The following is a 23,842-nucleotide window of genomic DNA, read 5'->3' on the forward strand; positions in this document are numbered from 1 at the left end:
TATAAATAGTGCTTTTTACGATTCCGTGGAAGATGGATCAATGACAGGGTCATATGATAGCTTCTCCTGCTTTTCTTGATCACTCCGGTACCATTGGAAGAAAAGATTGAACAGCATGACACCGAACACAATCTCCTGGATGATCTTCATGATGACACCGCCGAGCTGCTGATCGTTCTCAATGGACATATTCGTAAATAATTCAGGGCCGCTGATGCTGAGGCCATCAAGGGTATTCGCAGGAACACATAGAGCCAGGGCTTTCATGAATTCCTGGGGGTCATAGTACGGGGCATACAAAGGATTCTCAGCAAATATAATCAATCCGCAGGCAGGTGTCAATAGGACAGCGCTCCCAAGGATATATCCGATCCTTTTCAGCCCGCTGAGATCAATATCCTCATCCCCCGGATTCAGAAGCGGCCACCACATGAACAACGAAAGGATGAAGAGGATCGTCATGGCGAGGCCATGCGAAGTCGGATCCGTCCTGACATGATCGAATACGATCGGAATATGGTAAATCGAGAAAATCACATTGAATGACAACAGGGATATCAAGGGTTTCGTCATGAACCCGAACACACTTTTGATGACCGGAAGTTTGATGACCGCCTTCCACACCCACGTAGGGATTCCCAAGATGAGAAGCGGGGTGACGACCAGATACAGAAGGGCCATCTGGGTCATATGGGCTGAAAACAGGATGGAACTCAACACCTCGACGGGTGAACCCTTGACTACATAGAGGAGTAGCATTCCCAACATAAAGTAGATCGCCTGCTTCTTCGTCAGCGGTTCGCTATCCGGAAAGCTTCTTCTCCATTTGACGGTCAGCAGAAAATAGACCGCCGTTAAAAATACAAGAGCCACAATGAAAAAAGGACTCCACAACGCCATAAATCCAAAAATACCCAAAGGCATTTTCCACACCCCATTTCACTTATAGCACTTACCTTCATTATACTGACTCCCCTCAGGCACTTCAATGTGACCAGTTGACAAAGTCATGAACATTGAGGCAGTGCGTTTCAAACATGAAGAAAAATGACCGGCCACAAACTCCGTGGCCGGTCATTCCCTCTTTTAGATCCAAACGATGGTTAGGAAAGCCAAAATCGTGATGAATGCCACCAACGCACCTGAATACAGGAAAAGCGCCGGAGCTTCATGTCCTTTATGGCTCATATGCATGAAATAATACAATTGGAATACAAGCTGGACCACGGCAAGAAGCAGGATGAAGGGAAGGACGAAATATTTATCGAAATCCCCTGCCACAGCAATGAATGCAATCAATGTCAAGAAGATCATGAGCATGAATGCTGTGAGCTGCATCCGCATATCTTCTTTGTTCTTCCTGCGTCTGTACTCGTAATCCACGCTTGGGTTACCTGAATTTGATTGTTGATTCGCCATCAGTTTATCCCACCATTCCCATTAGATATACTACTGTAAAGATAAATACCCAAACAACGTCGATAAAATGCCAATAGAGTGAAGCAAGATAGAATTTCGGCGCGTTGTAAAGGTTCAATCCCCTTTTGGCATTCCTCAGCATGAGTGTCACGATCCAAAGAAGTCCGAAAGCCACGTGAGCCCCGTGGAAGCCTACAAGGGTATAGAAAGCAGATCCGAAAGCAGAACTAGTGAAAGTGTGACCATATTCATGTACATAGTGATTGAACTCATAGATCTCCAGTGCAAGGAATGCTGCACCGAGCAGAACCGTGATCAATAACCAGGCCTGCATCCTTTTCACGTTGTAGTTCTTCATATGGTACATGGCATAAACGCTTGTCAGTGAGCTGACCAAAAGGAGCATCGTGGCAAGGAATGCCAGCGGCAGATCAAATATATCCTTTGCAAGGGCATGGCTGTCACTTGGTACTTTATCCTTCAGTGCCAGATAGGTGGCAAAAAGAGATCCGAACAGGACGGTTTCTCCACCAAGGAAAAACCAGAAGCCCATAAATTTATTCTTTCCTTCAAGGGTGGCCTTCTCAGGGGAGGCCGGCCAGGTCTTAGGCGTGAATTTTTCATCTGCGTGCATTATGCCTTACCCCCTTTGTCGTCGTCATCAAGCAGATCTTCCTTATGGACATGGTATCCGTGATCATCAAGGACCGAACGGAAGAACATCGCTCCGAGTGTGATCAGCATGCCGATGATCAGGACAGGAAGTGCCCATGCTTTGTCATCCACATGATACATAGCACCGAAAGCGGCGATGAATAGACCGAGCGAAACGATGAGCGGGATGATGGAATTATTCGGCATATGGATATCACCGATTGGTTCCGCAGGCGTCAACCCGTCCTTCCCTTCCATCTTCTCCAGCCAGTACGCGTCCAATCCGCGAATAAGCGGCGTCTGTTTAAAGTTGTAGAATGGCGGCGGTGACGGAATGGCCCATTCAATGGTACGACCGTCGCCCCATGGATCATTGCCGACCCGGACACCTTTCACCTGTGTAGAGATGATATTGATCAACAGGAAGATGACAGCTACGCCCATGAATCCTGCTCCGATGGAAGATACCAGGTTTCCATTGTCAAGGCCTTGACCAGGAAGGAACTTCCAAATACGACGCGGCATTCCCATCAATCCGAGGAAATGCTGGATAAAGAACGTGAGGTGGAAGCCGATGAAGAACAACCAGAACGTAATCTTTCCTAAGAAGTCATTCAGCATGGTCCCAAAGATTTTCGGCCAGTAATAATGTGTACCGGCTAGAAGTGCGAATACGACTCCCCCTACGATGACATAGTGGAAATGGGCAACGACGAAATACGTATCATGGAACTGATAATCTGCAGTCGCAGATGCATTCATGATTCCGGTTACCCCACCCGCTACGAAGGTCGGTATGAAGGCGACCGCATAAAGCATCGGTGTCGTAAAGCTGAGACTGCCGCCCCACATCGTGAGGAGCCAGTTGAAGATCTTGATCCCCGTTGGTACTGCAATGGCCATGGTAGCTACCGCGAAGATCGCATTGGCGATCGGACCGAGTCCGACTGTGAACATGTGGTGAGCCCACACCATGAAGCCGAGGAATCCGATCAATACTGTGGCAAATACCATGGAAGAGTATCCAAACAGACGCTTCCTCGAGAAATGAGGAATGATTTCTGAGAATATTCCGAATGCCGGCAGCACGAGGATATATACTTCAGGATGTCCGAAGATCCAGAAGAAATGCTCCCAGATGATCGTGTTACCGCCATTGGCGACAACGAAGAAATTAGAACCGAACATGCGGTCGAATAACATCAGGAATAATCCCACGGTCAAAGCCGGGAAAGCGAACAAGATGAGAGCGGATGTGACGAATACGGTCCATGTGAACAATGGCATACGCATATAGGTCATTCCAGGAGCCCTCATATTGATGATGGTGACGAGGAAGTTGATCCCCCCGATCAGCGTACCTGCCCCGGATATTTGAAGCCCGAGGACATAGAAATCGATCCCGTGTCCGGGTGAGTTCAGTGATAAGGACGCATAAGACGTCCATCCTGCATCGGGAGCACCGCCCAGGAACCATGACAGGTTCAGGAACACCCCTCCGGCAAAGAACAGCCAGAAGCCCAATGAGTTCAGGAATGGGAATGCTACATCACGCGCGCCGATCTGGAGCGGGACGACTGCATTCATGAATGCAAAAATCAGTGGCATGGCTGCCAGGAAAATCATGGTCGTACCGTGCATGGTCAATACTTCGTTGTACAAACCGGCGCTTACGAAATCATTATTCGGTACCGCCAGCTGTATACGTATGATAAGGGCTTCCAAACCACCGACGAGGAAGAAGAATCCCCCTGCCGCGAGGTAAAGGATGGCGATCTTTTTGTGATCCACTGTTGTCAGGTAATCCCAAAGAGTCGCGCCGAAGCCTTTTTTCTGTGCGTAGCTACTCACGATTAAACCTCCCTTTTACTCTTTCCCCTTTAATCTTGTACCTTCAGACCCATGAGATATTCTGCCAGTGCATCCATCTCATCATCGGTCAATTTGCCGTATGTACCTGTCATCTTATTACCAGGCTTGTATTGGTCCGGATCGCTGAGCCAGTTTTTCAGCTCTTCTTCATTGTGATCCAGGACACCGGCGATCCTGTTACGCTCACCGAATGTGGCAAGGTTCGGTGCTGTCCGAGCCTGCTCCGGTCGACCGTCCTGCGGTGAAACAGCGTGACAGGCAAGACATTTGTTATTGAAGATCTCCTGTCCTTCTTTTGCAAGGTCCGAGGAAGGCTCCGGTTCTCCTGCATTTTTCATATCGTCAACCCAGGCAGTGTATTCCTCCTGCGGAAGCGCTTTAACCTTGAAGTCCATCAACGCATGGGAAGGTCCACAAAGCTCCGCACATTTCCCGTAGAAGAGCCCCTCTGCTTCCTTCGCTTTTTCCCCATCGAATTCAAGGAAGAACTTATTGACGTTATCCACGTTCGTATCGATCTTTCCGCCTGCTGCCGGAATCCAGAACGAATGCTTCACGTCAGAAGCTGTAACATTGAAGTAAACCCTTTGGTCGGTCGGTACAACGAGATCCTGTGATGTGATGATCTTCTCATCCGGATATTCGAATTCCCACCAGTACAGATTGGCACGGACGTTGATCACGAGTGCTTCCCGTTTACCATCTGCATCCTTTTTGTCCATTGCCTTCGTATCGGCAAGTTTAAACGTTGATGTGACGGTCGGTACAGCCAGGATCAACAGCAGGATGATCGGAATGACCGTCCAGATGATCTCGAGTGTGTGGCTCCCCTCGACCTGCTTTGGAATCGTTTTGTCGCCTTTTTTCCTGCGGAAACGGATAATGGCAATCATGTAGACAATAACGACTACGATGATGACAAGAACCATGATCAATGTCGACAAGATCATGAGATCATATTGGTCCTGCGCTACTTCACCCGCAGGCTGTAAAGTGGATAGGAACGGTTCCCCGCAACCTGAAAGGACGAGCGCCACCATCGCGAGGATCGTGAATAGACGCCACTTGGATAGCCTTGCTTTCATAGCTTAATCAAACCCCTCTTTCGTAAAATAGACTCTTGAGTAAAACAAGGACTTAAAAAAAGATCTATTTGGATTTCTTTTAAGAAAGAATTCCTATGCTAAACGACGGTGACAATCACCATCGCTACAAACAAGATGGTCAGGTAGTTCAGTGAATAAACAAACATGAGGCGCGACCATTTGATTTCATCCTTCATCTTATATCCCGCAAGTCCGAGAGCCAGCCATCCGATATTGAATGCCGTCGCAAGGATGAAGAACGGAAGTCCCAGATCGATCAGGAAGAATGGAAGCGGAAGAAGTGCCGCCACCCACCAGACGATATGATGCTTTGTGACGTTGAAGCCCTTGACGACAGGAAGCATCGGAATGTTGGCGGCACGGTATTCTTCAACCCGTTTCATGGCGAGCGCATAAAAATGTGGAGGCTGCCAGATGAACACGAGGAGGAAAAGCACCCAAGCTGTGGTGCTCAAGCCACCGTCCACTGCTGCCCATCCGATTAACGGAGGGACGGCTCCGGAGATGCTTCCCACAATGGTGTTGCTGACGTATCTCCGTTTCGACCACATCGTATAGAGGAGAACATAGCTGATCACTCCTACGAGTCCGATGACGCCGGCCGTGATGGTCGTCATGAATAACATGATGGTCCCGAGTAAGATCATGAACAGGCCTATGGAAAGGGCCTTACCGGCATTGATCTTCCCGGTTACAGTCGGCCTCCCCTTTGTACGGTCCATCACGTGATCGATATCCCGGTCGTATACATTATTCACCGCACATGAACCGGCAATGATGAAAGAGGACCCTGCAAGGGTGAGGAAAATGATATCCAAGGATTGAAGAAAATGGGCACCTGAAAAGTAAAAGGCGAGCCACATACCGGTAAAGGTGGTTATCAGATTGGAATTGACGATCCCAATTTTAATCAACGAAAGGAAATCCTTCCATACAGAGGACGCAGTCTCCCCCATGGCATCCGTCATCGTTCGACTGTTGCTCATTTACTTCCTCCTCCCCAACGCATGAGGGCCGGATCCCGACCGCCATAACAAAGGATATGTTTGACATATTCCTACAATTAAATCGTTTACAAAAAACGACTCGTCTAACCGGAAAGACGCTATCAATATAATATTAAACCATATATATTTCCGTTTTTGGAAGAAATTTATCCAATAATGTGAAGAAATTGTGAAGAAAATAAGTTAGGACGGGTCTTTGACAATCATACCATAAATATATGATAAGCGCTTACAGATTTTAATATTCTAGCAATTAGGATAAAACTACTACCGGTTCCCTTCCCTTTCTGCATGTAAAGACCAATTGAGCTTTCGTTGGAAAAATGTCGATAATTGCTCGAAATTCTGTAACATCTTATTTATTGAGTTTTCACGCCTGGTCCGGTATCATCGAAGAGGCATATATTTTACTACAATACTGATCATATGTGCATTCTATCAGTTAAGAAGGTGAAGAACTTGCATAAAGGTTTAAAATGGCTTGCTGTTCTTACAAGTCTCGGTATGTTATTTGTCCTACTGGGCGGTGCACTCGTGACGAAAACCGGCTCTGGAATGGGCTGCGGTCGTTCATGGCCGCTTTGCCATGGACAATTGATTCCTGATAATATCACCATCGAGCTCGTCATCGAGCTTGCGCATAGGGTCGTTTCCGGTGGAGTCGGACTCCTGCTCCTTGCCCTGTCCATCTGGTCATGGAAGGCGATCGGACATAAGCGTGAAACAAAGTTTTTGGCTGTCCTATCCTTCTTCTTCCTTGTCCTTCAAGGATTGATCGGCGCTGCGGCGGTTAAATGGGGACAGTCGGATTTCGTCCTTGCCATCCACTTCGGCATATCGCTCATTTCATTCGCTTCCGTATTGCTCTTGACCCTGCTGATTTTTGAAGTGGATCAAAAGTTCGAAGCGGACAAGGTAATCATCGATAAGCGGATGAGGCGGCACACAATCGGGGTAACAATCTATACGTATCTGGTCGTCTACACCGGGGCCCTCGTCCGCCACACCGAATCGAGCCTCGTATGTAAGGATTGGCCATTCTGCGTGAATTCAAGCATCGGGCTGCCGACCAATATGTACGAGTGGATTCAAATGGGGCATCGTACAGCTGCCGCCCTCGTTTTTGTCTGGATTGCATACGTCACGATCCTGGCCGTAAAAAAATACAAACAGCAAAAAGTAGTGTATTGGGGCTGGATCATCGCATTGATCCTCGTGACCCTGCAGGCAACGACTGGCGCTTTGGTCGTGTTGACCAGATTGAACCTGGCAGTTGCTCTCCTGCACGCCCTTATCATCTCCTGCTTGTTCGGACTTCTCTGCTATTTGATCATGCTTGGATCGAGAAGCAAGAAACGTCAGTAAAAACAGAAAAAGATTCCGGTCCTCCATGGACCGGAATCTTTTTTTGCTATCAGGATTTTTCTACTTCAATCAATAGATCACCAGGAGAAATGGCATCTCCGTTAGAAACGTAGATTTCTTTCACAGTTCCAGCGAATGGTGCTTGAACCGTTGTTTCCATCTTCATTGCTTCTGTAATGATGAGGTGATCGCCTTTTTGGACCTTCTCCCCTTTTTCAGAAATAACTTTGATGACGGTTCCCGGCATAGATGCACCGAGATGCGATTCCTTCTTGGGATCGGCCTTCATTTTGACGGCAACGGTGGATTTAATGCTTTCATCCCTGATCACCACTTCACGCGGCTGGCCGTTGAGTTCGAAGTAAACGACCCTGGTACCATCTGCCTGAGCCTGACCGATTGAGACCAACTTGACGATCAGCGTCTTCCCTGTTTCGATCTCAACTTCTATTTCCTCTCCGAGCCTCATGCCGAACAGGAAGGTCGGTGTATCAAGGACGGAAATATCGCCGAATTGATCCACCATACCCGCGTATTCCATAAAGACTTTCGGATAAAGGGCATATCCAAGGGCATCAAAGCTGGTGACCGGACGTTTCAGATCTTCAAACAGCTTTTCTTTAAGAGCGTTGAAATCGACATCATCCAGAAGTTCACCAGGACGGACCGTGATCGGTGTACGGCCTTTGAGGATGACTCGTTGAAGTTCCTCCGGGAAGCCCCCGTGAGGCTGACCAAGGTAGCCTTCGAAAAGTTCGATGACTGAATCAGGGAAATCGATCTTTTCCCCTCTCTCGAGTACCGTCTCCTCGTCCAGTTCATTCTGTACCATGAAGAGGGCCATATCCCCCACCACTTTAGAAGAAGGGGTCACTTTGACGATATCACCGAACAGCTGGTTCACCCTCGCATACATGTCCTTTACTTCTTCCCAGCGGTCGCCGAGCCCGACAGCCTTCGCCTGCTGCTGCAGATTGCTGTATTGCCCGCCCGGCATTTCGTGCTTGTAGACTTCCGAATGAGGTGACATCATCCCGCTTTCGAAGTCAGTGTAATATTTACGCACATCCTCCCAATAATGAGAGAGTGTCTCAAGGGATTGGATGTCCACCTGTGGCTCCCGCTCCGTACCCTTCAACGCGTAATAGAGCGTGTTGGCACTAGGCTGGGAGGTCAGGCCCGACATTGTGCTGAGAGCTGTATCGACGATGTCCACTCCAGCTTCAACGGCTTTTGCATACGTATAGATCCCGTTCCCGCTTGTGTCATGTGTATGGAGATGGATAGGCAAGTCAACCGTGCTCTTAAGCTCTGAGATGAGACGATAAGCTGACTGAGGCTTGAGGAGACCCGCCATATCTTTGATCGCCAGCATATGGGCACCGCTTGCTTCCAATTCCTTGGCGATCTCTTTGTAATAATCGATATTATATTTGGCACGTGTTTCGTCTTCTATGTCACCTGTATAACAGATGGCAGCTTCTGCGATCTTTCCGCTCTGACGCACGGCATCGATGGCGACTTCCATTCCTTTGACCCAGTTGAGGCTGTCAAAGATCCTGAACACATCGATACCTGCATACGCTGACTTTTCTACAAACTCCCGGATGACATTATCCGGATAGTTTTTGTAGCCGACTGCGTTGGATGCTCTCAGAAGCATCTGGAAGAGGACATTCGGAATCCGCTCCCTCAAGGTCAGGAGCCTGTCCCACGGGTCTTCCTTCAAGAATCGATAGGCAACATCAAATGTGGCACCTCCCCACATTTCATAGGAGAAGAGATCCGGCAGCAATTCTGCCGTCGGCTCCGCAATGGCCTTCAGGTCCGTCGTCCTCACGCGGGTCGCGAGAAGCGATTGATGGGCATCACGGAAGGTCGTGTCGGTTAGCAGGACCGACTTCTGCTCCTTCACCCACTCCACAAGACCTTCCGCACCTTTCTCATCAAGGATCTGCTTCGTTCCCCTTACCTTTTCCGCAACCGGATTCTGCAAAGAAGGAATGCGCGGTTTGGTGAAGACCGGTTTTTTCCTCTTCTCTACGCCGGGGAATCCGTTGATCGTGACATTCCCGATGTAGGTGAGCATCTTCGTACCCCTGTCCTTCCGTTTCGGGAATAGGAAAAGCTCAGGCGTCGTATCGATGAATGATGTATCATACTTCCCTGTGACGAAGTTTTCGTGTTTCACCACATTCTCAAGGAACGGAATATTGGTCTTAATTCCCCGGATCCTGAATTCCTGTAGGTTCCTCACCATCTTGCTTGCAGCCTGTTCGAACGTGAGCGCCCACGTTGACAGCTTTACAAGGAGCGAATCGTAATACGGCGTGATGACCGCACCCTGGAAGCCGTTCCCTGCATCGAGCCTGACACCGAAACCTCCTCCCGAGCGATAGGCCATGATCTTACCGGTATCGGGCATGAATTGATTCAGTGGGTCCTCTGTCGTCACACGGGATTGAATCGCAAATCCGTTCGTCCTCACATCTTCTTGCTCAGGAATGCCGAGTTTGCTTCCATGAAGGGGGTGCCCTTCTGCAATGAGGAGCTGTGATTGGACGATATCGACACCAGTCACCATTTCGGTGATCGTATGCTCGACCTGTACCCGTGGATTGACCTCGATGAAATAAAAACGTCCGTCTGCCACGAGGAACTCGACCGTCCCTGCATTCACATAGTCGACGTTCTTCATCAATCTTACCGCTGCCTCACAGATCTCTTCCCTGAGGTCATCTCCAAGGGAAACCGATGGTGCCACCTCGACGACCTTTTGGTGCCTTCTTTGAATCGAGCAGTCCCGTTCATAAAGATGCACGATGTTCCCGTCTTCATCCCCTAGGATTTGGACTTCGATGTGCTTCGGCTTTTCAACGAACTTCTCAACATAGATCTCATCGTTCCCGAATGCTGCTTTCGCTTCGGATTTAGCACGCTCGTAAGCCTCTTTCAGGCTTTCGAGATTCCGTACGATCCGCATTCCGCGTCCGCCACCGCCCAAGGAAGCTTTGATGATGATCGGGAATCCGTTATCCTTCCCGAAGCTGATGACTTCCTCGAGGGATTGGACGGGTCCGTCGGTACCCGGGATGACGGGGATATTGGCTTCTACTGCCTGCTGGCGGGCTTTGACCTTGTCTCCGAACATATCAAGATGTTTGGTGTGCGGTCCAACGAAGATGATGCCTTCTTCCTCGCATCTCCTGGCAAAATGTATGTTTTCGGATAAGAACCCGTAGCCGGGATGGATGGCATCCACGTCTGCCGTCTTGGCGATCCTGATGATATCCTCGATATCAAGATAGGCGTCGATCGGCTTCTTCCCTTCCCCCACAAGATAGGCTTCATCCGCTTTATAGCGATGATAGGAGCCGGAATCTTCTTTACTGTACACGGCTACAGTACGGATATTCAGCTCGGTACATGCACGAAAGACCCGGATGGCAATTTCTCCACGGTTGGCTACTAATACTTTTTGAATCTTCTTCATACAATCTCTCCTTTTGCTCTTCATGGTTGATGTCTTCATCTATCATTCTATGAAAAAAGGGCTGACCCGAAAGAAGCATCTTAGGGGGCAGACCCTAGACAAAGCAATCATGTTCAACGCATGAATGAATTGGCATTCAATGAGAAAAACCGCATTTTTCTACATTTACATCTTATAAAAATTCCGATTATTAGACATATTCTCCGAAGGAATGTCATTTTCCTTCTTTGTTTTATATTTTTCTTCATAACGATTGAACATCGCGACGTTCACCAGTACTCCCAGTGAAAGGGACAGTACGAGAAGGGATGAGCCCCCATAGCTGATGAACGGAAGCGGGACACCTGTGATCGGAATGAGTCCCGACACCCCTCCAAGATTGATGAAAGCCTGGATGCCGATCATGCTGGAGATCCCGATGGCAATCATCGTGCCAAAAGGATCCTGGCATTTGACTCCGATATAGATCCCCCTGAGGACCAGATAGGCAAGTCCGAGAATCACAAATGCCACTCCAAAGATGCCCAGTTCCTCGGCAATGATCGCCATGATGAAATCCGTCTGGGGCTCAGGGATGTATCCGAGCTTCTGGACACTCTGACCGAGGCCGAGTCCCTTGACCCCTCCCGAACCGATGGCAAGGTAGGAATTAACGAGCTGGTACCCGATGCCCTGTGCATCCTGGAACGGGGAAAGGTAGGCATTGATCCTGTTCATCCTCACCTCTGTAAAGATATGTCCCCTGGCAAGGTAGATGATCGGTGAGACGATCACTACCAACGCAGCTGCCATCCCGGCTAGCTTGAAGAACGTCTTATGGTTGATCCCGGAACAGAGTATCACGATCAGCCCGATGAGGAAGATGATCGCCGCGGTACCGAAGTCGGGCTCGAGGAAAACGATGAAGCAGATGAATCCAAGGAATACAAGGGGCGGTGCCAGTCCCCTGTTGAGATCGTTTATGTATGCCTGCTTCTTCGAGTAGACGGATCCGAGATAGATGATGACCGCAAGCTTTGCGAATTCGGAAGGCTGGATCCTCATGACCCCGAGGTCGATCCAGCTTTTCGCGTTATTCACGACGCTTCCGAAGAAATGCACGGATATAAGAAGGGCGATGACCAGAAGCATGAGGGTCTTCAGGACCTTCCCGATCTTAAACGCCTTGTATGGGAACCAGGCAGCAACCAGGAAAGCCACAAAGCTGATGACAAGATTCACCAGCTGCTTCTTATAAAAATAATCACTTTCCATACCGAACTTTTCCACAGCAACGACCATGCTGGAGCTGTACACCATCACAAGTCCGAAAATGCACAGCATCAGATAGACCCCGATCAGTGAGTAGTCATATGATTTCAATATTTTTTTGAACATAGCTTTCAATCCTTTATCATCCAGATCTTTATGTATATCACTTAACAAAAAAACTCAAACAACAGTATGAGGTATTGTTTGAGTTGTCATGTCTATTTTACTTTTTTGTCGATGCTTCATGAAGGGCAGAAAGTTCCCTTTCCAAAGAATCAATTAACTCTTTGCCGTCACCATCATCCACAAGTCCCAGACGGACCGCGAATTCGATTTCACGGGACAGGCCGAACATCTGCGTGTCCAATACTTCTTCGTACAAAGGACATTGAGGCATCGTTAAGTTGTCCATTTGAACTTTGATCAGTTGCAATATTTTATCTGCATCGGCCTTCAATAGCTCGTATGCCTTTTCTCTATGATTGATGGTCATTTCTGACGCCACAGTCGTCCACCCCATTCCGAACAAATAACATTCTGTCTTAAAATTTTATCGTTAAACAAGGCAAAATGCAAGAGAAATAAGAGATTGTGACGCCAGTCTATGACAATCATATGAATGAATGGAGCGAATAGATCAGTGAATCAGAAAATACTCCAGGAATATTGAGAGCTCAGCATCTCAAGGATTTTCACACCCGCAACGCTGTTCCCTACGTCATCAAGACTCGGACCGAAGAGACCGACCCCGCATTTACCTGGTACCGATCCCATTATCCCTCCGGAAACACCGCTTTTGGCCGGTATGCCGACTTTGATCGCAAATTCCCCGGAGCGATTATACATTCCGCACGTCACCATGAAGGTCTTGCAGATCCTTGCCGTATCCTTCGTGATGATGCGCCGGCCCGATCCCGGCTCCACCCCGTCATTGGCAAAGACTGCTCCGATCCTCGCCAGATCCATGCAGCTCATTTCAACTGCACATTGCTTCGTATAGAGATCGAGGAGCTCCTCCACATCGATATCGATCACCCCGTGCTGCTTCATAAAGTAACAGAGGGCCCTGTTGAGATCGGCGGTCTCGAGCTCTGATTGTGCTACCTCCGGATTATACGATACGTCATCCCCCGTCATATGATTGATGAAGGCAATGAGTCGGTCCCACTTTTCGCTGCATGTCCCTCCCTTGATCATGGAGGTCACCGCCAGTGCACCGGCATTGATCATCGGGTTGAGAGGTTTCGAAGGCTTGTTTGTTTCGAGCTTTGCAATCGAGTTGAACGGGTCGCCCGTAGGCTCCATCCCCACCTTGGAAAACACCTCTTCCTGCCCGCAGTCCATCAAGACCAAAGCCAGTGTGATGACCTTGGATACACTTTGCAGGGTGAATTTCTTCATATGTGATCCTGCATGACATGTCCTTCCGTCGAGAAAGTGGATGGAAATCGCCAGATCATCCGGATCCTGCTCATTCAATGCAGGAATATAATCGGCGACCCGTCCTTCTTTTGTAAAAGGCGCAGCCTTCCGAATGAATTCTTCAAGGATTCTTTGTGCCTGAGACATCGTATCTCCTCCTAAGTATTCATTATCATTCCCCAAACCCCGCATTGAAAACACTTCCAATCCATGTGACAAATAGGTTTTCTACCTGTATACTTTAGGTATCATCCAGAAGGGGAGATCAATACATGGAAACCATCGTACCAATCAAGGGGAATGTTACGTTTCCCATCACATTAGATGCAGGCGTCTGGATCTTCGACGATCGAAAAGTGGATCTGACGACCTATTTCTCACGCACGACAGAAGCGATAGATGAACTTGAAGAATATACGAAAGCCGTATCCCGCCACTGGTCTAGGGAAATCCAGGAAGGTGCAACCTATCCTCCCACACTGAAGACGGAAAAGAAATATGAAAAGGAAAAGGTCTTGACGGGAACGTTCGGCGTCCCGTTCGCCCCATTCCTGAAAAATGCAGAGCCTCACGCTGACGCTGCAACGGTTGTCATCGAGACGGACGAGGGGGAACATACGCTGTCCTTACCAGAAGCCCGTGATCTTATCCTCGGCTTTTCGTTGAATGGAAAGCCCCTTAAGGAAAACGGCCCGGTCCATGCCTATTACGGCGACGGATCCAATCAAACGGAGCCCATCACATCGGTCAAGGCATTCCGGATCGAATAGAACATACAAAGACGGCCTCGAGGGTTACTCCCCACGAGGCCGTCTTTTGTATAAATTCTGTTATAGAAGGTCTGCCGCAAGCTGGGCAAGACCCGATCGTTCACCCTTCATCAGCCTGACATGACCGGCGATCTGCTGATCCTTGAACTTCTCCACCACATACGTCAGCCCGTTATTGTATTCATCCAGATATGGATGATCGATCTGAGCAGGATCTCCCATCAACACGATCTTGCTCCTCTCCCCCACCCTTGTGAGGATCGTTTTGACTTCATGTTTCGTCAAATTCTGTGCCTCATCAATGATGATGAATTGGTCCGGGATGCTCCGGCCGCGTATATAGGTGAGGGCTTCCACTTCAATGGATGCCATTCCCGCAAGGATATCATCCAGTTCCCCGGGCTTTTTGACATTGAACAGGTATTCGAGATTGTCGAAGATCGGCTGCATCCACGGCCTCAACTTCTCCTGTTTTTCACCCGGCAGATAGCCGATGTCCTTTCCTACCGGCACGATGGGACGTGCCACTAAGAGCTTATTGAATTTATGGAAGTCCTCTGTCTGAAGCAATCCGGCAGCAAGTGCGAGCAGTGTCTTCCCCGTACCGGCCTTCCCGATCATCGTCACCAGGGAAATGTCATCCCTCAGGAGCAATTCCGTCGCCATAAGCTGCTGCACATTCCTCGCCTTGATCCCCCACATATGCTCCTGATCGTATACGAGCTTCCTCAACTTCTGTCCTTGCTGATCCACCCTTCCGAGTGCTGAAGCGGAACTCCCGAGAGCATCTTTCAAAATGATGAATTCGTGGGGATACAATCTGTGGCCACTGACATCCGTCAGTGAAAGCTCCCCCTTCTCGTAATAACGATCCAACACCTCTTTGTCAACATACACCTCTTCAAAACCGGTGTACACATCGTTCACTTCCACCACCCGGTCACTGAGGAAATCCTCCGCAATCAATCCGATCGCATCGGCTTTCACCCTGACCAGGGTATCTTTACTGACGAGTATGACCGTCTTCCCATCGGTTTTCGCTTCTTCTTCGAGGGAAAGGTTTTTCGCCACGGCTATGATCCTGTTATCATTTGTTTTTTCTACAAAAATATCTTGAAGCTGCTGGAAGGACCGGTGATTCAATTCGATCCTGATTGAGCCGCCTGTATAGAGAGGGATTTTTTCATGGAGCTTTCCGTCTTGCCGAAGTTGATCTATGAGTTTCGATACATGTCTTGCGTTTCTTCCGACTTCATCCATATAACGCTTCTTCGAATCCACTTCTTCGAGTACAACGGCTGGGATGACGACCTCATTATCCTGGAAGGAAAAGATGGCCTGTGGATCTTGTAATAAGACATTGGTATCCAGTACATAAATTTTATTCAAATCGATGCCTCCTGCTCCTTATTCTTAACACTATTGTATGTAGCCTCTCGACTTCCGGTCATTCCAGCTACCTAATAGGACGGCCCGTTTCTCAAATATATGTACGAGCGTATAAAGATAGAAGAACATTACACAATAAGGAGAAAGAATGATCCTAATCAGGGAGGTTTGTATATGAACAGATTCATCCTGCTCCTTTTGGCCCTCACCTTCATCACGGCTTGTGCCCGCAATACAGATGAGGCTCAGGGTGAGCGTTCCGGCAATCAGCCGATCACCGTAAATGACAGCAACATCCCCAAGCGGGTGGAACGAAAGTCTGGTCAACAGATTTCCGAACACCTGGTCAACCTGAGTACATCGATCCCCAATGTCCATGATGCCACTGCTGTCGTCATCGGGAAATATGCCTTTGTAGGCATCGATGTCGGTGCCAATGTTGAAAGGTCTCAGGTTGGCACAATCAAATACTCCGTAGCTGAAGCCCTTCAGGAAGATCCATACGGAGCACAGGCTGTGATCGTGGCCGACCCCGATCTGTATGCCCGACTGCAAGAAATCAGCAAGGATGTACAAAACGGACGGCCACTTAAAGGGATCTTCAATGAACTATCCGATATATCGGGGAGACTGATGCCCGAAGTACCGAAGTCCCTCAAGGATACAGATCCCGAAAATGGTCCCGAAAACCCTAAAGGGGATATGAACAGGTCCAATGATCGGGAGCTGAAGAAGGAACAAGAAAAGCAATCCTACGACAAAATCGATTGAACAAAAAGAAGCCATGAAGGGGCACTATGCCTTTTTCATGGCTTCTAACACTTGGCGGTCCAATCTTTCTGCCGCGGATTTATCATATGTTTTTTCATAAACGGGTTCTACAGAGATTTTGGAGCCATAGAACATCACGTCCCTCACTTCCCGGATCGCCAGTCTGATGAGCGATACCTTCAGCGGGACTCCCTCAAGGCGCGGCATAAGGACAGCCGATTCCCCTGAAATCGAATAAGTCGACTCGTTTGCAATGACGTTGACTACTGTCAGCGGGTTTTGAGCAATGTTCTGAAGGATCCGAGATTTTTGGTCCACCGCAAGCAGAAGAGATGTTTCATCCTTTGCATAGATCCATGAAATCGCACTGACATTCGGTCCGCCGGTTTCAAAATCAACCGTGGACAGCGTGACGAATCTTTCTGACTGAAAACACTCATATAAATCGGGAAAAAGCGAATGTTCTACCTGGTTTGCCATCCAATCCCCCCTAGACTCTCTACTGTACCTTCAGAATCTTACACTTTCAGTATAGCAGAGCTCCCATCCTGTTGCATGTATTTATTTTCCTCATCTTTATGAACCGACGCAAGACGACCGGGACTGCTCATGATATACTATCACTAATGAGAAATTGAATCGAGGTGTCACATATGAGAGTTAAATGCGCATTATGCGATGTAATTGATAACATTGAGGATTATTCGCTACAAGCAAAACGACTGAGGAATCGCCCTATTCACACATATATGTGTAATCAATGCAATGAACGCATCAAAAAAAGAACCGAAGAACGCGCAGCTTCCGGTAACTTTAAGCTGTACCGCTCCCCTAAAGTGGATGATGACTTTTAATGGGTAAGGGCGCTTTGATCGGGCTGTTGGCAGGAACATTCTTGGGTCTTGTATTAAAAGCGTTTCAGTTCATGACCGATATAGGGGTTTATACATTGTTATTGAATGTAGACTTCCTCCCTTTCTTCGGCAGCATCCTTTGGCCTGAATGGATGGAATTTTTGTTTCACCTCATCATCGCCGTCATCATTGGGATGCTCTACGGTTGGGTGCTGGACAGATGGAACCTTAATAAGACTTGGCGTTGGTGGTTTTCCTTCATCTTGACAGTACCGACGATCTTCCTGTATTTTCCCTTGTCTTACCTCGCCCTAAAGGAGGTTCCTCCTATGGACGACATGGCAGCCATCGCCCTATGGACGATCGGTCACCTTGCTTTCGGTGCATCCATGCCTATGCTTTACGAGATGTTTACAAAAAAAAGGCAGCAGTCAATTATATGACTGCTGCCTTTTTGGTTTTCCGTCCCCTTTGACGGTGGTGCGGGAGTGCTTCAAGATGATGGGGTACGGTTTCGTCAGATATTCCCTTTTCTCTTTTCGTTGTTCAGGCGCACCTTATAGATGATGAGAATCAGTGCAGCGATGACCAGTCCCTCCGCAACCGGGAGGAAAATCCCGAGGAACGTCAGGATCGTGCATCCCATCACAAGGAAAAGATAGATCACAATCGATTTGGCAATCGGAAGTTTCTTGGCGAATCCCAGCTTGTACACAAGGATGGATAGACCGATGATGGTCAGATACAATAGCCACATCCCCAGTTCCGCATTCTGATCAACACGGTACAGGGATGCAAAAAAGGATAACCTCTCCGTTACATCCATGCCCTACTCCCCCTTAACGCTTATTACTTATTTTCAGCTGTTTTTTTCTTTTTCTCAGCTCTTTCACGCTCGCTCTTATCAAGGATCTTCTTACGAAGACGGATGGATTCAGGTGTCACTTCGCAGTACTCGTCATCATTCAGATATTCAAGTGACTCTTCAAGCGTCATGATTCGTGCTTTCTTGATTGTCACGGTTTGATCTTTAGTGGCTGAACGGACGTTCGTCGCTTGTTTCATTTTCGTGATGTTTACTGTGATGTCATTTTCACGGGTGTTTTCACCGACGACCATACCTGCATAGATTTCTGTACCCGATTCCACGAAGATGGTACCGCGGTCCTCAACCTGCATGATGCCGTATTGAGTGGTTTTACCTGTTTCCATCGACACAAGGACACCTTGGCGTCTGCCACCTACGCGACCTTGTTGAAGCGGTTGATAGCTGTCGAATGTATGGTTAATGATACCATACCCTCTTGTGAGTGTCATGAACTCAGTCGAATATCCGATCAATCCACGCGCAGGAACCATGAATACAAGGCGAACCTGACCGTTTCCGTTATTGATCATATCGAGCATTTCACCTTTACGCTGTCCAAGTGATTCGATGACACCGCCCATGAACTCTTCAGGAATATCAATTTGAACGCGTTCAACCGGCTCACATTTCACTCCATCCACTTCACGTACAATGACTTCAGGTTTTGACACTTGAAGCTCATACCCTTCACGGCGCATGTTCTCGATCAGGATGGAAAGGTGAAGCTCCCCACGACCTGATACTGTCCAGGCATCCGGTGAATCAGTTGGCTCTACACGAAGACTGACATCGGTTTGAAGCTGGGATAGAAGTCTCTCTTCAATTTTCCTTGCAGTGACGAATTTACCTTCACGACCTGCAAATGGGCTGTTGTTCACAAGGAACGTCATTTGAAGGGTAGGCTCGTCGATACGGAGGACAGGTAGTGGATCTTGATGTTCAACCGGACAAACGGTTTCCCCTACGTTGATGTCTTCCATACCTGATACAGCAATCAGGTCTCCTGCATTCGCTTCTTGAATTTCAACCCGTTTCAATCCGAGGAAACCGAAGATCTTCGTGACACGGAACGATTTGATGGATCCATCAAGCTTCATCAATGAAACCTGTTGTCCAACTCTCATCGTTCCACGGAACACACGTCCGATCCCGATACGGCCCACGTAGTCATTGTAATCAAGAAGGGCCACTTGGAATTGAAGTGGATCTTGACGATTATCAACCGGTGCAGGAATGTTTTCAATGATGGACTCATACAAGCACTGCATGTTCTCATCTTGTTTGGACGGATCCGGGTCTGTGCTTGCAGTACCACTGATGGCAGACGCATAGATCACAGGGAATTCAAGCTGCTCGTCATTGGCATCAAGCTCGATGAACAGTTCCAGTACTTCATCGATGACTTCTTCCGGACGGGCAGAATCTTTATCGATCTTGTTCACGACTACGATTGGCGTTAGGTTTTGCTCGAGTGCTTTTTTCAGTACAAAGCGTGTTTGAGGCATGCATCCTTCATAAGCATCGACTACAAGAAGGACACCATCGACCATCTTCATGATCCGTTCCACTTCCCCACCGAAATCGGCATGTCCAGGTGTGTCCAGGATGTTGATGCGCGTATCTTTATATTGGATCGCAGTATTTTTCGCAAGGATCGTGATACCGCGTTCGCGTTCGAGGTCATTGGAATCCATGGCACGTTCCGATACGGTTTCATTTTCACGGAAGATACCGGATTGCTTTAACAGCTCATCGACCAATGTTGTTTTACCGTGGTCAACGTGAGCAATAATGGCTATATTTCTAAGATCATTTCTTAAGTTCATATTTCCACTCCTGAATATATTGGATTTCATTCCTGACTTGATTTCTGTTCAACTAGACCATTATAGCACAGCGTTTATAAAACCCCTAATAAATATTTCGCTCGTAAACCCTTACAATTACAGGCTACAGACATTGCACATTCTTTCCCACAGGGGTAAAATCATACGTATAGCAAGCATATTCATTCAATGGAGGTATCTAGATGGGAAATATTAAGTGGATCTTTGTCCTGTTTTCACTATTAGCGGCCGTCTCCCTCATGGGAATCGCCATATCCATAAGCCTGCAAAGCATCTTACTCGCGGTCGGGAGTTTCGCCGCACTCATGGTTGTCATGGGCTTCGGCTTCAAAACGAAGAAGCGCTACCGGGAAGAAGGAAGACTATAATCAAAGAAAAGGTGCCGATTGGAGGAAAACCTCCATCCGGCACCTTTTTCGTTATACCTATTTTTTGATATACGTATCCAAGATCGTTTGGTGCAGCCCTGGTTTTCCGACGAAAACCGAGCTCTTTTTGAGGGGATCCAGTTCATTTCCTTCTAGATCGGTCACCATTCCCCCGACCTCTTCGATCAGGATCTTACCGGCAGCAAAATCCCAGGGAGCAAGCCTCATGGTCAGATACGCATCGAGCCTTCCTGCAGCGATGTAGGCCATTTCAATGGCCGCAGATCCGTAAGATCGGATCCCCCTTGCCTTTTGAACGAGTGGGCCGAGGACTGAAGGGTCGATCCGCTTATTATCCGTCACCCAAAGGGCATTGAGGGCGACAATGGCATCCTCTACGGGAACCTCCTCCAGGTCCGGTAGCCTTTGCTCATTCATGAATGCCCCCTCGCCCTTGCTGGCGTAATAAAGTTCATCATGGACGACATCATATATATAACCCAGCTTGCCGACAGCTCCGTCATAGATGCCGATGGAAATGGCAAAGTTCCGCTGCTGATGGACGAAATTCATCGTTCCGTCGATGGGATCAATGATCCAGGTGACTCCTTCAAGTGTATGTAAGTCGTCTCCAAAGCCTTCCTCGCCCATGATCTGATGATCGGGGTACGTATGGCGGATGGCTTCAGTGAAATATTTTTCAGTTGCCTCATCCATATCGGTCACAAGATCGTTACGATTAGACTTCGTTTTAATGCTTAACTCTGAATCAAAGGATGTACGGATGCGTTCTCCGGCTTCCTTGATCCAGCTTCTCACGTTTTGGTCGAGTTCAATCCAGTTTGTCATGCAAGCAATCCTCCTATGTATCGGATGAGCGTGGACTTCCTTTAGCTCATAAGTGTAATGGAAAAATGAGGCTCTTTCAAGCAGCAGCACTTGGCACTAATGATCCAGGCATAAAAATACGGACCTGAATAATTCCCTCAGGACCCGTCTTTTCAAGTTGAATTCATCATCATTTTTAGTATTTACCTCATTAGGAAAGTGATTCTATAAAGCCTTCAGTTTCATCAATTCTTCACGGATGCCCATCAATTTTTGTTTCGAATTGCTCTGGAGCTGTTCATCATTCAACTGGATGGCTTCAAAAAGGACGGCAAGTTCATAGTCCATTTCCAACCTCAACACATTCAGCCTTTGCTGCTGGACATCCCTTTTTTTAGACGTATTCATTACCTGTTTCATTTTCCTACACCCCTTCCGGAAGTTTTATCTGATTGTTCTGATAATATTTACTACATGTTATGAGAAATTCTCCATCTTGTAACTAAAATGTGCCATTACCTATCTGCAAAGCATTCCGGCTACACCCCTCCCATGCCTTTGTGCTACGATAGCCATGTACAAGGAGGGTTTTAGATGAAATTCAATGGATTTACCGAAGAAGATTTTAATGTGTTCTCGATCGAGGGCCTAGATGCCAGAATGGAAGCAATCGTGGAGAAGATACGTCCGAAACTGGACTTCCTGGGACAACATTTCGCCCCTTCCCTGTCCGTCATGACAGGGGATGAAGTCCACTACCATGTTGCAAAGCATGCCAGACGTTCAGTCAATCCGCCGAATGATACATGGGTCGCGTTTGCATCCGATAAGAGGGGGTATAAAAAGCACCCTCACTTCCAAATCGGCTTATGGGGCACCCATCTGTTCGTCTGGTTCGCTATGATCTATGAAGCACCAGGCAAAGCTGCCTTCGGCCGTCAGATCGAACAGCGTGTGGATGAGATCCCAGAGATGATCCCGGGTGAATTCGTCTGGTCCGGAGATCATATGAAGCCGGATGCCACCCCATACAACTCCATGAGCAGGGATGATCTTCTGGCACTTGCCAAAAGGGTACAATCCGTCAAAAAAGCTGAATTGCTTTGTGGACTCCATCTGGATAGGGATACGGTGACAAAGATGAGCGGTGAGGAATTGATGGACAAGATCACCGTCGCCTTTGAAACACTTTTACCCCTTTATAAAATGAGCTAAACCTGCCTGGCACAAGGGGATGGGCTCAAATAAAAGGCGGTCTGCTTCTCAGCAGGCCGCCTTTTATTACATCGAGATCCTTCCGCTTTCCGGTTGATCTTTCATCTTTTTGATCACATGATAGGATGAATAACCGCTCGATTGCTGGAACTCGTCGCAGATTCGTTTTTCATCTGCTTTACCTGGTACGATTTCCTTAAAACGTTTGTATTTCTTCATCAATTCATCACGATCGATGCTTTTTTCATATGCTTGTTCAATCGATTCAAAGAAGGCGATCACATCGATGACCTCTTCCGTTGTCCAATCAATATCAAAGGGATATTGGTATTCCATTCTATGACACTCCTTACGACCATTTAGTTCGGATACTCTCACCCTCAAGAATCATGCGCGACATCAATTCATCCACGGTAGGGATATCCTTGATCATCCCCATCACCTGACCTGCCCATGCAAAACCTTCGGTTGTTTTACCGTCGTGGACAAATTTCCTGTTGGCTTCACCGCTGATGTAATCCTTCAGCCCCTCATATCCGGCATTCCGGGCCTCTCGATCCAGTATCGCCGAAGTCCAGTCATTCGAGATGACCCTTGAAGGGGCCCCGAGAGTTCGTTTAATCACCACTGTACCATTCTCATCCCCTGCAATCAAGGCGCTTTTATACGCATCGGACGCATGTACGCATTCTTTCGTCGCAATGAATCTTGTTCCCATCTCGATCCCTTCGGCACCAAAGGAAAGGGCGGCCATCAATCCTCTTCCGTCACCGACCCCTCCGCTCGCCACAACCGGAATCGATACGGCATCAACCACTTGAGGAATCAATACGAAGGTCCCCACATCTTCCTTGCCGAGATGTCCTCCTCCCTCTTGTCCCACCACCATGACGATATCGGCGCCTAGCTCCTCTGCCTTGACGGCTTGTCGTTTGGAAGCCACAAGCACCAATTTTATAATCCCCGTTCCTTCAAGCATCTGCAAGATCGGCGCTGGATTTCCGCCGGTCACGGAAATCGCCGGAACCCCTTCTTCAATAGCTGCCTCCACGTACTCCCTGTATGGACGGCCATGCTGACCGATGGCAAAATTCACACCGAACGGTTTTTCTGTCATGGTTTTGATCTTTTGGATTTCACGCTTGACCTCCAAAGGGGATTCCATCGACATAGCCGTGACCTGTCCAAGTCCCCCCGCATTTGAAACAGCTGCAGCAAGCTCTGCATATGCAAGATGAGCCAGTCCCCCTTGAATGATGGGGTATGTAATCCCTAATTTTTCCGTCACCCTTGTACTCCATTTCATCATCAATTCCTCCTGTCTTATTCTCCTATTCTTCAAT

Annotated in this window: 25 protein-coding genes; 7 read left to right on the forward strand and 18 right to left on the reverse strand. The window is 48.0% G+C overall.

All coding sequences use genetic code 11. The features are described 5' to 3' along the window. Nucleotides 1–15: 15 nt before the first annotated feature. From ctaG to cyoE, 6 genes are all read right to left on the reverse strand, one after another. Nucleotides 16–924, reverse strand: coding sequence for a cytochrome c oxidase assembly factor CtaG (gene ctaG / locus ACNA6I_RS07810; RefSeq protein ID WP_048004169.1), 909 nt, complete (start codon nucleotides 922–924; stop codon nucleotides 16–18). A gap of 162 nt (nucleotides 925–1,086) precedes the next feature. After that, nucleotides 1,087–1,419, reverse strand: coding sequence for a cytochrome c oxidase subunit IVB (ctaF, locus tag ACNA6I_RS07815; RefSeq protein WP_048004170.1), 333 nt, complete (start codon nucleotides 1,417–1,419; stop codon nucleotides 1,087–1,089). 4 nt (nucleotides 1,420–1,423) lie between these two features. Further along, nucleotides 1,424–2,053, reverse strand: coding sequence for a cytochrome (ubi)quinol oxidase subunit III (locus ACNA6I_RS07820; RefSeq protein ID WP_048004171.1), 630 nt, complete (start codon nucleotides 2,051–2,053; stop codon nucleotides 1,424–1,426). Beyond that, nucleotides 2,053–3,924: a cytochrome c oxidase subunit I gene (gene ctaD, locus ACNA6I_RS07825; protein WP_048013036.1), complete on the reverse strand. Its 1,872-nt coding sequence runs from the start codon at nucleotides 3,922–3,924 to the stop codon at nucleotides 2,053–2,055. The genes ACNA6I_RS07820 and ctaD overlap by 1 nt, the downstream gene beginning before the upstream one ends. A 29-nt stretch (nucleotides 3,925–3,953) precedes the next feature. After that, complete coding sequence (gene coxB / locus ACNA6I_RS07830) at nucleotides 3,954–5,030, reverse strand: cytochrome c oxidase subunit II (protein WP_048004173.1); 1,077 nt, start codon at nucleotides 5,028–5,030, stop codon at nucleotides 3,954–3,956. Nucleotides 5,031–5,128: 98 nt separating this feature from the next. Next, nucleotides 5,129–6,037, reverse strand: coding sequence for a heme o synthase (gene cyoE, locus ACNA6I_RS07835; RefSeq protein WP_048004174.1), 909 nt, complete (start codon nucleotides 6,035–6,037; stop codon nucleotides 5,129–5,131). Between the two features lie 480 nt (nucleotides 6,038–6,517). Here cyoE and ACNA6I_RS07840 point away from each other — a divergent pair, with 480 nt between their 5' ends. After that, complete coding sequence (locus ACNA6I_RS07840) at nucleotides 6,518–7,423, forward strand: COX15/CtaA family protein (protein WP_048004175.1); 906 nt, start codon at nucleotides 6,518–6,520, stop codon at nucleotides 7,421–7,423. Between the two features lie 49 nt (nucleotides 7,424–7,472). Here the strand turns inward: ACNA6I_RS07840 and pyc are convergent, their stop codons facing one another. The 4 genes from pyc to glsA all read right to left on the reverse strand — a co-directional run bounded on the left by pyc (nucleotide 7,473) and on the right by glsA (nucleotide 13,736). Further along, the gene (gene pyc, locus ACNA6I_RS07845; protein WP_416313134.1) at nucleotides 7,473–10,916 is read right to left on the reverse strand and encodes a pyruvate carboxylase; all 3,444 of its coding nucleotides are present in this window, start codon (nucleotides 10,914–10,916) and stop codon (nucleotides 7,473–7,475) included. A gap of 165 nt (nucleotides 10,917–11,081) precedes the next feature. Next, on the reverse strand, nucleotides 11,082–12,293 hold the full coding sequence (gene ftsW, locus ACNA6I_RS07850) for a putative lipid II flippase FtsW (RefSeq protein ID WP_048004177.1): 1,212 nt from the start codon (nucleotides 12,291–12,293) through the stop codon (nucleotides 11,082–11,084). 97 nt (nucleotides 12,294–12,390) lie between these two features. Next, a complete protein-coding gene (locus ACNA6I_RS07855; RefSeq protein WP_285806125.1) occupies nucleotides 12,391–12,660 on the reverse strand; it encodes a YlaN family protein in 270 nt (89 codons plus the stop codon). Nucleotides 12,661–12,812: 152 nt separating this feature from the next. After that, nucleotides 12,813–13,736, reverse strand: coding sequence for a glutaminase A (gene glsA, locus ACNA6I_RS07860; RefSeq protein WP_416313135.1), 924 nt, complete (start codon nucleotides 13,734–13,736; stop codon nucleotides 12,813–12,815). A 125-nt stretch (nucleotides 13,737–13,861) separates the two neighbouring features. Here glsA and ACNA6I_RS07865 point away from each other — a divergent pair, with 125 nt between their 5' ends. After that, nucleotides 13,862–14,359 carry a peptidyl-prolyl cis-trans isomerase gene (locus tag ACNA6I_RS07865; protein ID WP_416313136.1) on the forward strand — a complete coding sequence of 166 codons (498 nt, stop codon included), beginning with the start codon at nucleotides 13,862–13,864 and terminating at the stop codon, nucleotides 14,357–14,359. Between the two features lie 60 nt (nucleotides 14,360–14,419). On the opposite strand, the gene ACNA6I_RS07870 is transcribed toward ACNA6I_RS07865, so the two are convergent. Then, nucleotides 14,420–15,748: a PhoH family protein gene (locus tag ACNA6I_RS07870; RefSeq protein ID WP_048004181.1), complete on the reverse strand. Its 1,329-nt coding sequence runs from the start codon at nucleotides 15,746–15,748 to the stop codon at nucleotides 14,420–14,422. A 174-nt stretch (nucleotides 15,749–15,922) separates the two neighbouring features. Here ACNA6I_RS07870 and ACNA6I_RS07875 point away from each other — a divergent pair, with 174 nt between their 5' ends. Beyond that, nucleotides 15,923–16,519 (forward strand): YhcN/YlaJ family sporulation lipoprotein, encoded by a 597-nt coding sequence (locus ACNA6I_RS07875; protein WP_416313137.1) that lies wholly within the window; start codon nucleotides 15,923–15,925, stop codon nucleotides 16,517–16,519. A 24-nt stretch (nucleotides 16,520–16,543) separates the two neighbouring features. On the opposite strand, the gene ACNA6I_RS07880 is transcribed toward ACNA6I_RS07875, so the two are convergent. Then, a complete protein-coding gene (locus tag ACNA6I_RS07880; RefSeq protein ID WP_048004183.1) occupies nucleotides 16,544–16,999 on the reverse strand; it encodes a pyridoxamine 5'-phosphate oxidase family protein in 456 nt (151 codons plus the stop codon). 173 nt (nucleotides 17,000–17,172) lie between these two features. Here ACNA6I_RS07880 and ACNA6I_RS07885 point away from each other — a divergent pair, with 173 nt between their 5' ends. Then, on the forward strand, nucleotides 17,173–17,373 hold the full coding sequence (locus ACNA6I_RS07885) for a YlaI family protein (protein ID WP_053427418.1): 201 nt from the start codon (nucleotides 17,173–17,175) through the stop codon (nucleotides 17,371–17,373). After that, nucleotides 17,373–17,816, forward strand: a complete 444-nt coding sequence (locus ACNA6I_RS07890) for a hypothetical protein (RefSeq protein WP_048004184.1) — start codon at nucleotides 17,373–17,375, stop codon at nucleotides 17,814–17,816. The genes ACNA6I_RS07885 and ACNA6I_RS07890 overlap by 1 nt, the downstream gene beginning before the upstream one ends. Before the next feature lie 74 nt (nucleotides 17,817–17,890). On the opposite strand, the gene ACNA6I_RS07895 is transcribed toward ACNA6I_RS07890, so the two are convergent. Beyond that, nucleotides 17,891–18,199 carry a YlaH-like family protein gene (locus ACNA6I_RS07895; protein ID WP_416313138.1) on the reverse strand — a complete coding sequence of 103 codons (309 nt, stop codon included), beginning with the start codon at nucleotides 18,197–18,199 and terminating at the stop codon, nucleotides 17,891–17,893. A 23-nt stretch (nucleotides 18,200–18,222) separates the two neighbouring features. Continuing rightward, nucleotides 18,223–20,067: a translational GTPase TypA gene (typA, locus tag ACNA6I_RS07900; RefSeq protein WP_048004186.1), complete on the reverse strand. Its 1,845-nt coding sequence runs from the start codon at nucleotides 20,065–20,067 to the stop codon at nucleotides 18,223–18,225. Between the two features lie 203 nt (nucleotides 20,068–20,270). Here typA and ACNA6I_RS07905 point away from each other — a divergent pair, with 203 nt between their 5' ends. Then, nucleotides 20,271–20,456 carry a YlaF family protein gene (locus tag ACNA6I_RS07905; protein ID WP_048004187.1) on the forward strand — a complete coding sequence of 62 codons (186 nt, stop codon included), beginning with the start codon at nucleotides 20,271–20,273 and terminating at the stop codon, nucleotides 20,454–20,456. Nucleotides 20,457–20,513: 57 nt separating this feature from the next. Here the strand turns inward: ACNA6I_RS07905 and ACNA6I_RS07910 are convergent, their stop codons facing one another. Continuing rightward, nucleotides 20,514–21,305: an inositol monophosphatase family protein gene (locus ACNA6I_RS07910; protein ID WP_048004188.1), complete on the reverse strand. Its 792-nt coding sequence runs from the start codon at nucleotides 21,303–21,305 to the stop codon at nucleotides 20,514–20,516. Between the two features lie 204 nt (nucleotides 21,306–21,509). Further along, nucleotides 21,510–21,704: a hypothetical protein gene (locus tag ACNA6I_RS07915; protein ID WP_048004189.1), complete on the reverse strand. Its 195-nt coding sequence runs from the start codon at nucleotides 21,702–21,704 to the stop codon at nucleotides 21,510–21,512. A 174-nt stretch (nucleotides 21,705–21,878) separates the two neighbouring features. Between ACNA6I_RS07915 and ACNA6I_RS07920 the strand changes: the two genes are divergently transcribed. After that, the gene (locus tag ACNA6I_RS07920) at nucleotides 21,879–22,499 is read left to right on the forward strand and encodes a YktB family protein (protein WP_148794952.1); all 621 of its coding nucleotides are present in this window, start codon (nucleotides 21,879–21,881) and stop codon (nucleotides 22,497–22,499) included. Between the two features lie 66 nt (nucleotides 22,500–22,565). On the opposite strand, the gene ACNA6I_RS07925 is transcribed toward ACNA6I_RS07920, so the two are convergent. Both ACNA6I_RS07925 and ACNA6I_RS07930 read right to left on the reverse strand, forming a co-directional pair. Continuing rightward, nucleotides 22,566–22,835: a UPF0223 family protein gene (locus ACNA6I_RS07925; protein WP_048004191.1), complete on the reverse strand. Its 270-nt coding sequence runs from the start codon at nucleotides 22,833–22,835 to the stop codon at nucleotides 22,566–22,568. Nucleotides 22,836–22,848: 13 nt separating this feature from the next. Further along, complete coding sequence (locus tag ACNA6I_RS07930) at nucleotides 22,849–23,805, reverse strand: NAD(P)H-dependent flavin oxidoreductase (RefSeq protein ID WP_416313227.1); 957 nt, start codon at nucleotides 23,803–23,805, stop codon at nucleotides 22,849–22,851. Nucleotides 23,806–23,842: the final 37 nt, after the last annotated feature.

Origin of the sequence: Rossellomorea sp. FS2, from assembly GCF_047915635.1 — a bacterium.
Classification (GTDB): Bacteria; Bacillota; Bacilli; order Bacillales; family Bacillaceae_B; genus Rossellomorea; species Rossellomorea marisflavi_A.

What these genes read in the sequence shown, in the direction of transcription:
- pyc (WP_416313134.1), bottom strand. Translation starts at nt 10,916, where the DNA reads ATGAAGAAGATTCAAAAAGTATTAGTAGCCAACCGTGGAGAAATTGCC.
- ACNA6I_RS07930 (WP_416313227.1), bottom strand. Translation starts at nt 23,805, where the DNA reads ATGAAATGGAGTACAAGGGTGACGGAAAAATTAGGGATTACATACCCC.
- ftsW (WP_048004177.1), bottom strand. Translation starts at nt 12,293, where the DNA reads ATGTTCAAAAAAATATTGAAATCATATGACTACTCACTGATCGGGGTC.
- ctaG (WP_048004169.1), bottom strand. Translation starts at nt 924, where the DNA reads ATGCCTTTGGGTATTTTTGGATTTATGGCGTTGTGGAGTCCTTTTTTC.
- ACNA6I_RS07925 (WP_048004191.1), bottom strand. Translation starts at nt 22,835, where the DNA reads ATGGAATACCAATATCCCTTTGATATTGATTGGACAACGGAAGAGGTC.
- ACNA6I_RS07915 (WP_048004189.1), bottom strand. Translation starts at nt 21,704, where the DNA reads ATGAAACAGGTAATGAATACGTCTAAAAAAAGGGATGTCCAGCAGCAA.
- ACNA6I_RS07880 (WP_048004183.1), bottom strand. Translation starts at nt 16,999, where the DNA reads ATGGCAAACCAGGTAGAACATTCGCTTTTTCCCGATTTATATGAGTGT.
- ACNA6I_RS07905 (WP_048004187.1), top strand. Translation starts at nt 20,271, where the DNA reads ATGGGAAATATTAAGTGGATCTTTGTCCTGTTTTCACTATTAGCGGCC.
- ACNA6I_RS07895 (WP_416313138.1), bottom strand. Translation starts at nt 18,199, where the DNA reads ATGGATGTAACGGAGAGGTTATCCTTTTTTGCATCCCTGTACCGTGTT.
- ACNA6I_RS07875 (WP_416313137.1), top strand. Translation starts at nt 15,923, where the DNA reads ATGAACAGATTCATCCTGCTCCTTTTGGCCCTCACCTTCATCACGGCT.
- ACNA6I_RS07820 (WP_048004171.1), bottom strand. Translation starts at nt 2,053, where the DNA reads ATGCACGCAGATGAAAAATTCACGCCTAAGACCTGGCCGGCCTCCCCT.
- typA (WP_048004186.1), bottom strand. Translation starts at nt 20,067, where the DNA reads ATGAACTTAAGAAATGATCTTAGAAATATAGCCATTATTGCTCACGTT.
- ACNA6I_RS07865 (WP_416313136.1), top strand. Translation starts at nt 13,862, where the DNA reads ATGGAAACCATCGTACCAATCAAGGGGAATGTTACGTTTCCCATCACA.
- ctaF (WP_048004170.1), bottom strand. Translation starts at nt 1,419, where the DNA reads ATGGCGAATCAACAATCAAATTCAGGTAACCCAAGCGTGGATTACGAG.
- ACNA6I_RS07890 (WP_048004184.1), top strand. Translation starts at nt 17,373, where the DNA reads ATGGGTAAGGGCGCTTTGATCGGGCTGTTGGCAGGAACATTCTTGGGT.
- ACNA6I_RS07910 (WP_048004188.1), bottom strand. Translation starts at nt 21,305, where the DNA reads ATGACAAACTGGATTGAACTCGACCAAAACGTGAGAAGCTGGATCAAG.
- coxB (WP_048004173.1), bottom strand. Translation starts at nt 5,030, where the DNA reads ATGAAAGCAAGGCTATCCAAGTGGCGTCTATTCACGATCCTCGCGATG.
- cyoE (WP_048004174.1), bottom strand. Translation starts at nt 6,037, where the DNA reads ATGAGCAACAGTCGAACGATGACGGATGCCATGGGGGAGACTGCGTCC.
- ACNA6I_RS07855 (WP_285806125.1), bottom strand. Translation starts at nt 12,660, where the DNA reads ATGACCATCAATCATAGAGAAAAGGCATACGAGCTATTGAAGGCCGAT.
- ACNA6I_RS07920 (WP_148794952.1), top strand. Translation starts at nt 21,879, where the DNA reads ATGAAATTCAATGGATTTACCGAAGAAGATTTTAATGTGTTCTCGATC.
- glsA (WP_416313135.1), bottom strand. Translation starts at nt 13,736, where the DNA reads ATGTCTCAGGCACAAAGAATCCTTGAAGAATTCATTCGGAAGGCTGCG.
- ACNA6I_RS07885 (WP_053427418.1), top strand. Translation starts at nt 17,173, where the DNA reads ATGAGAGTTAAATGCGCATTATGCGATGTAATTGATAACATTGAGGAT.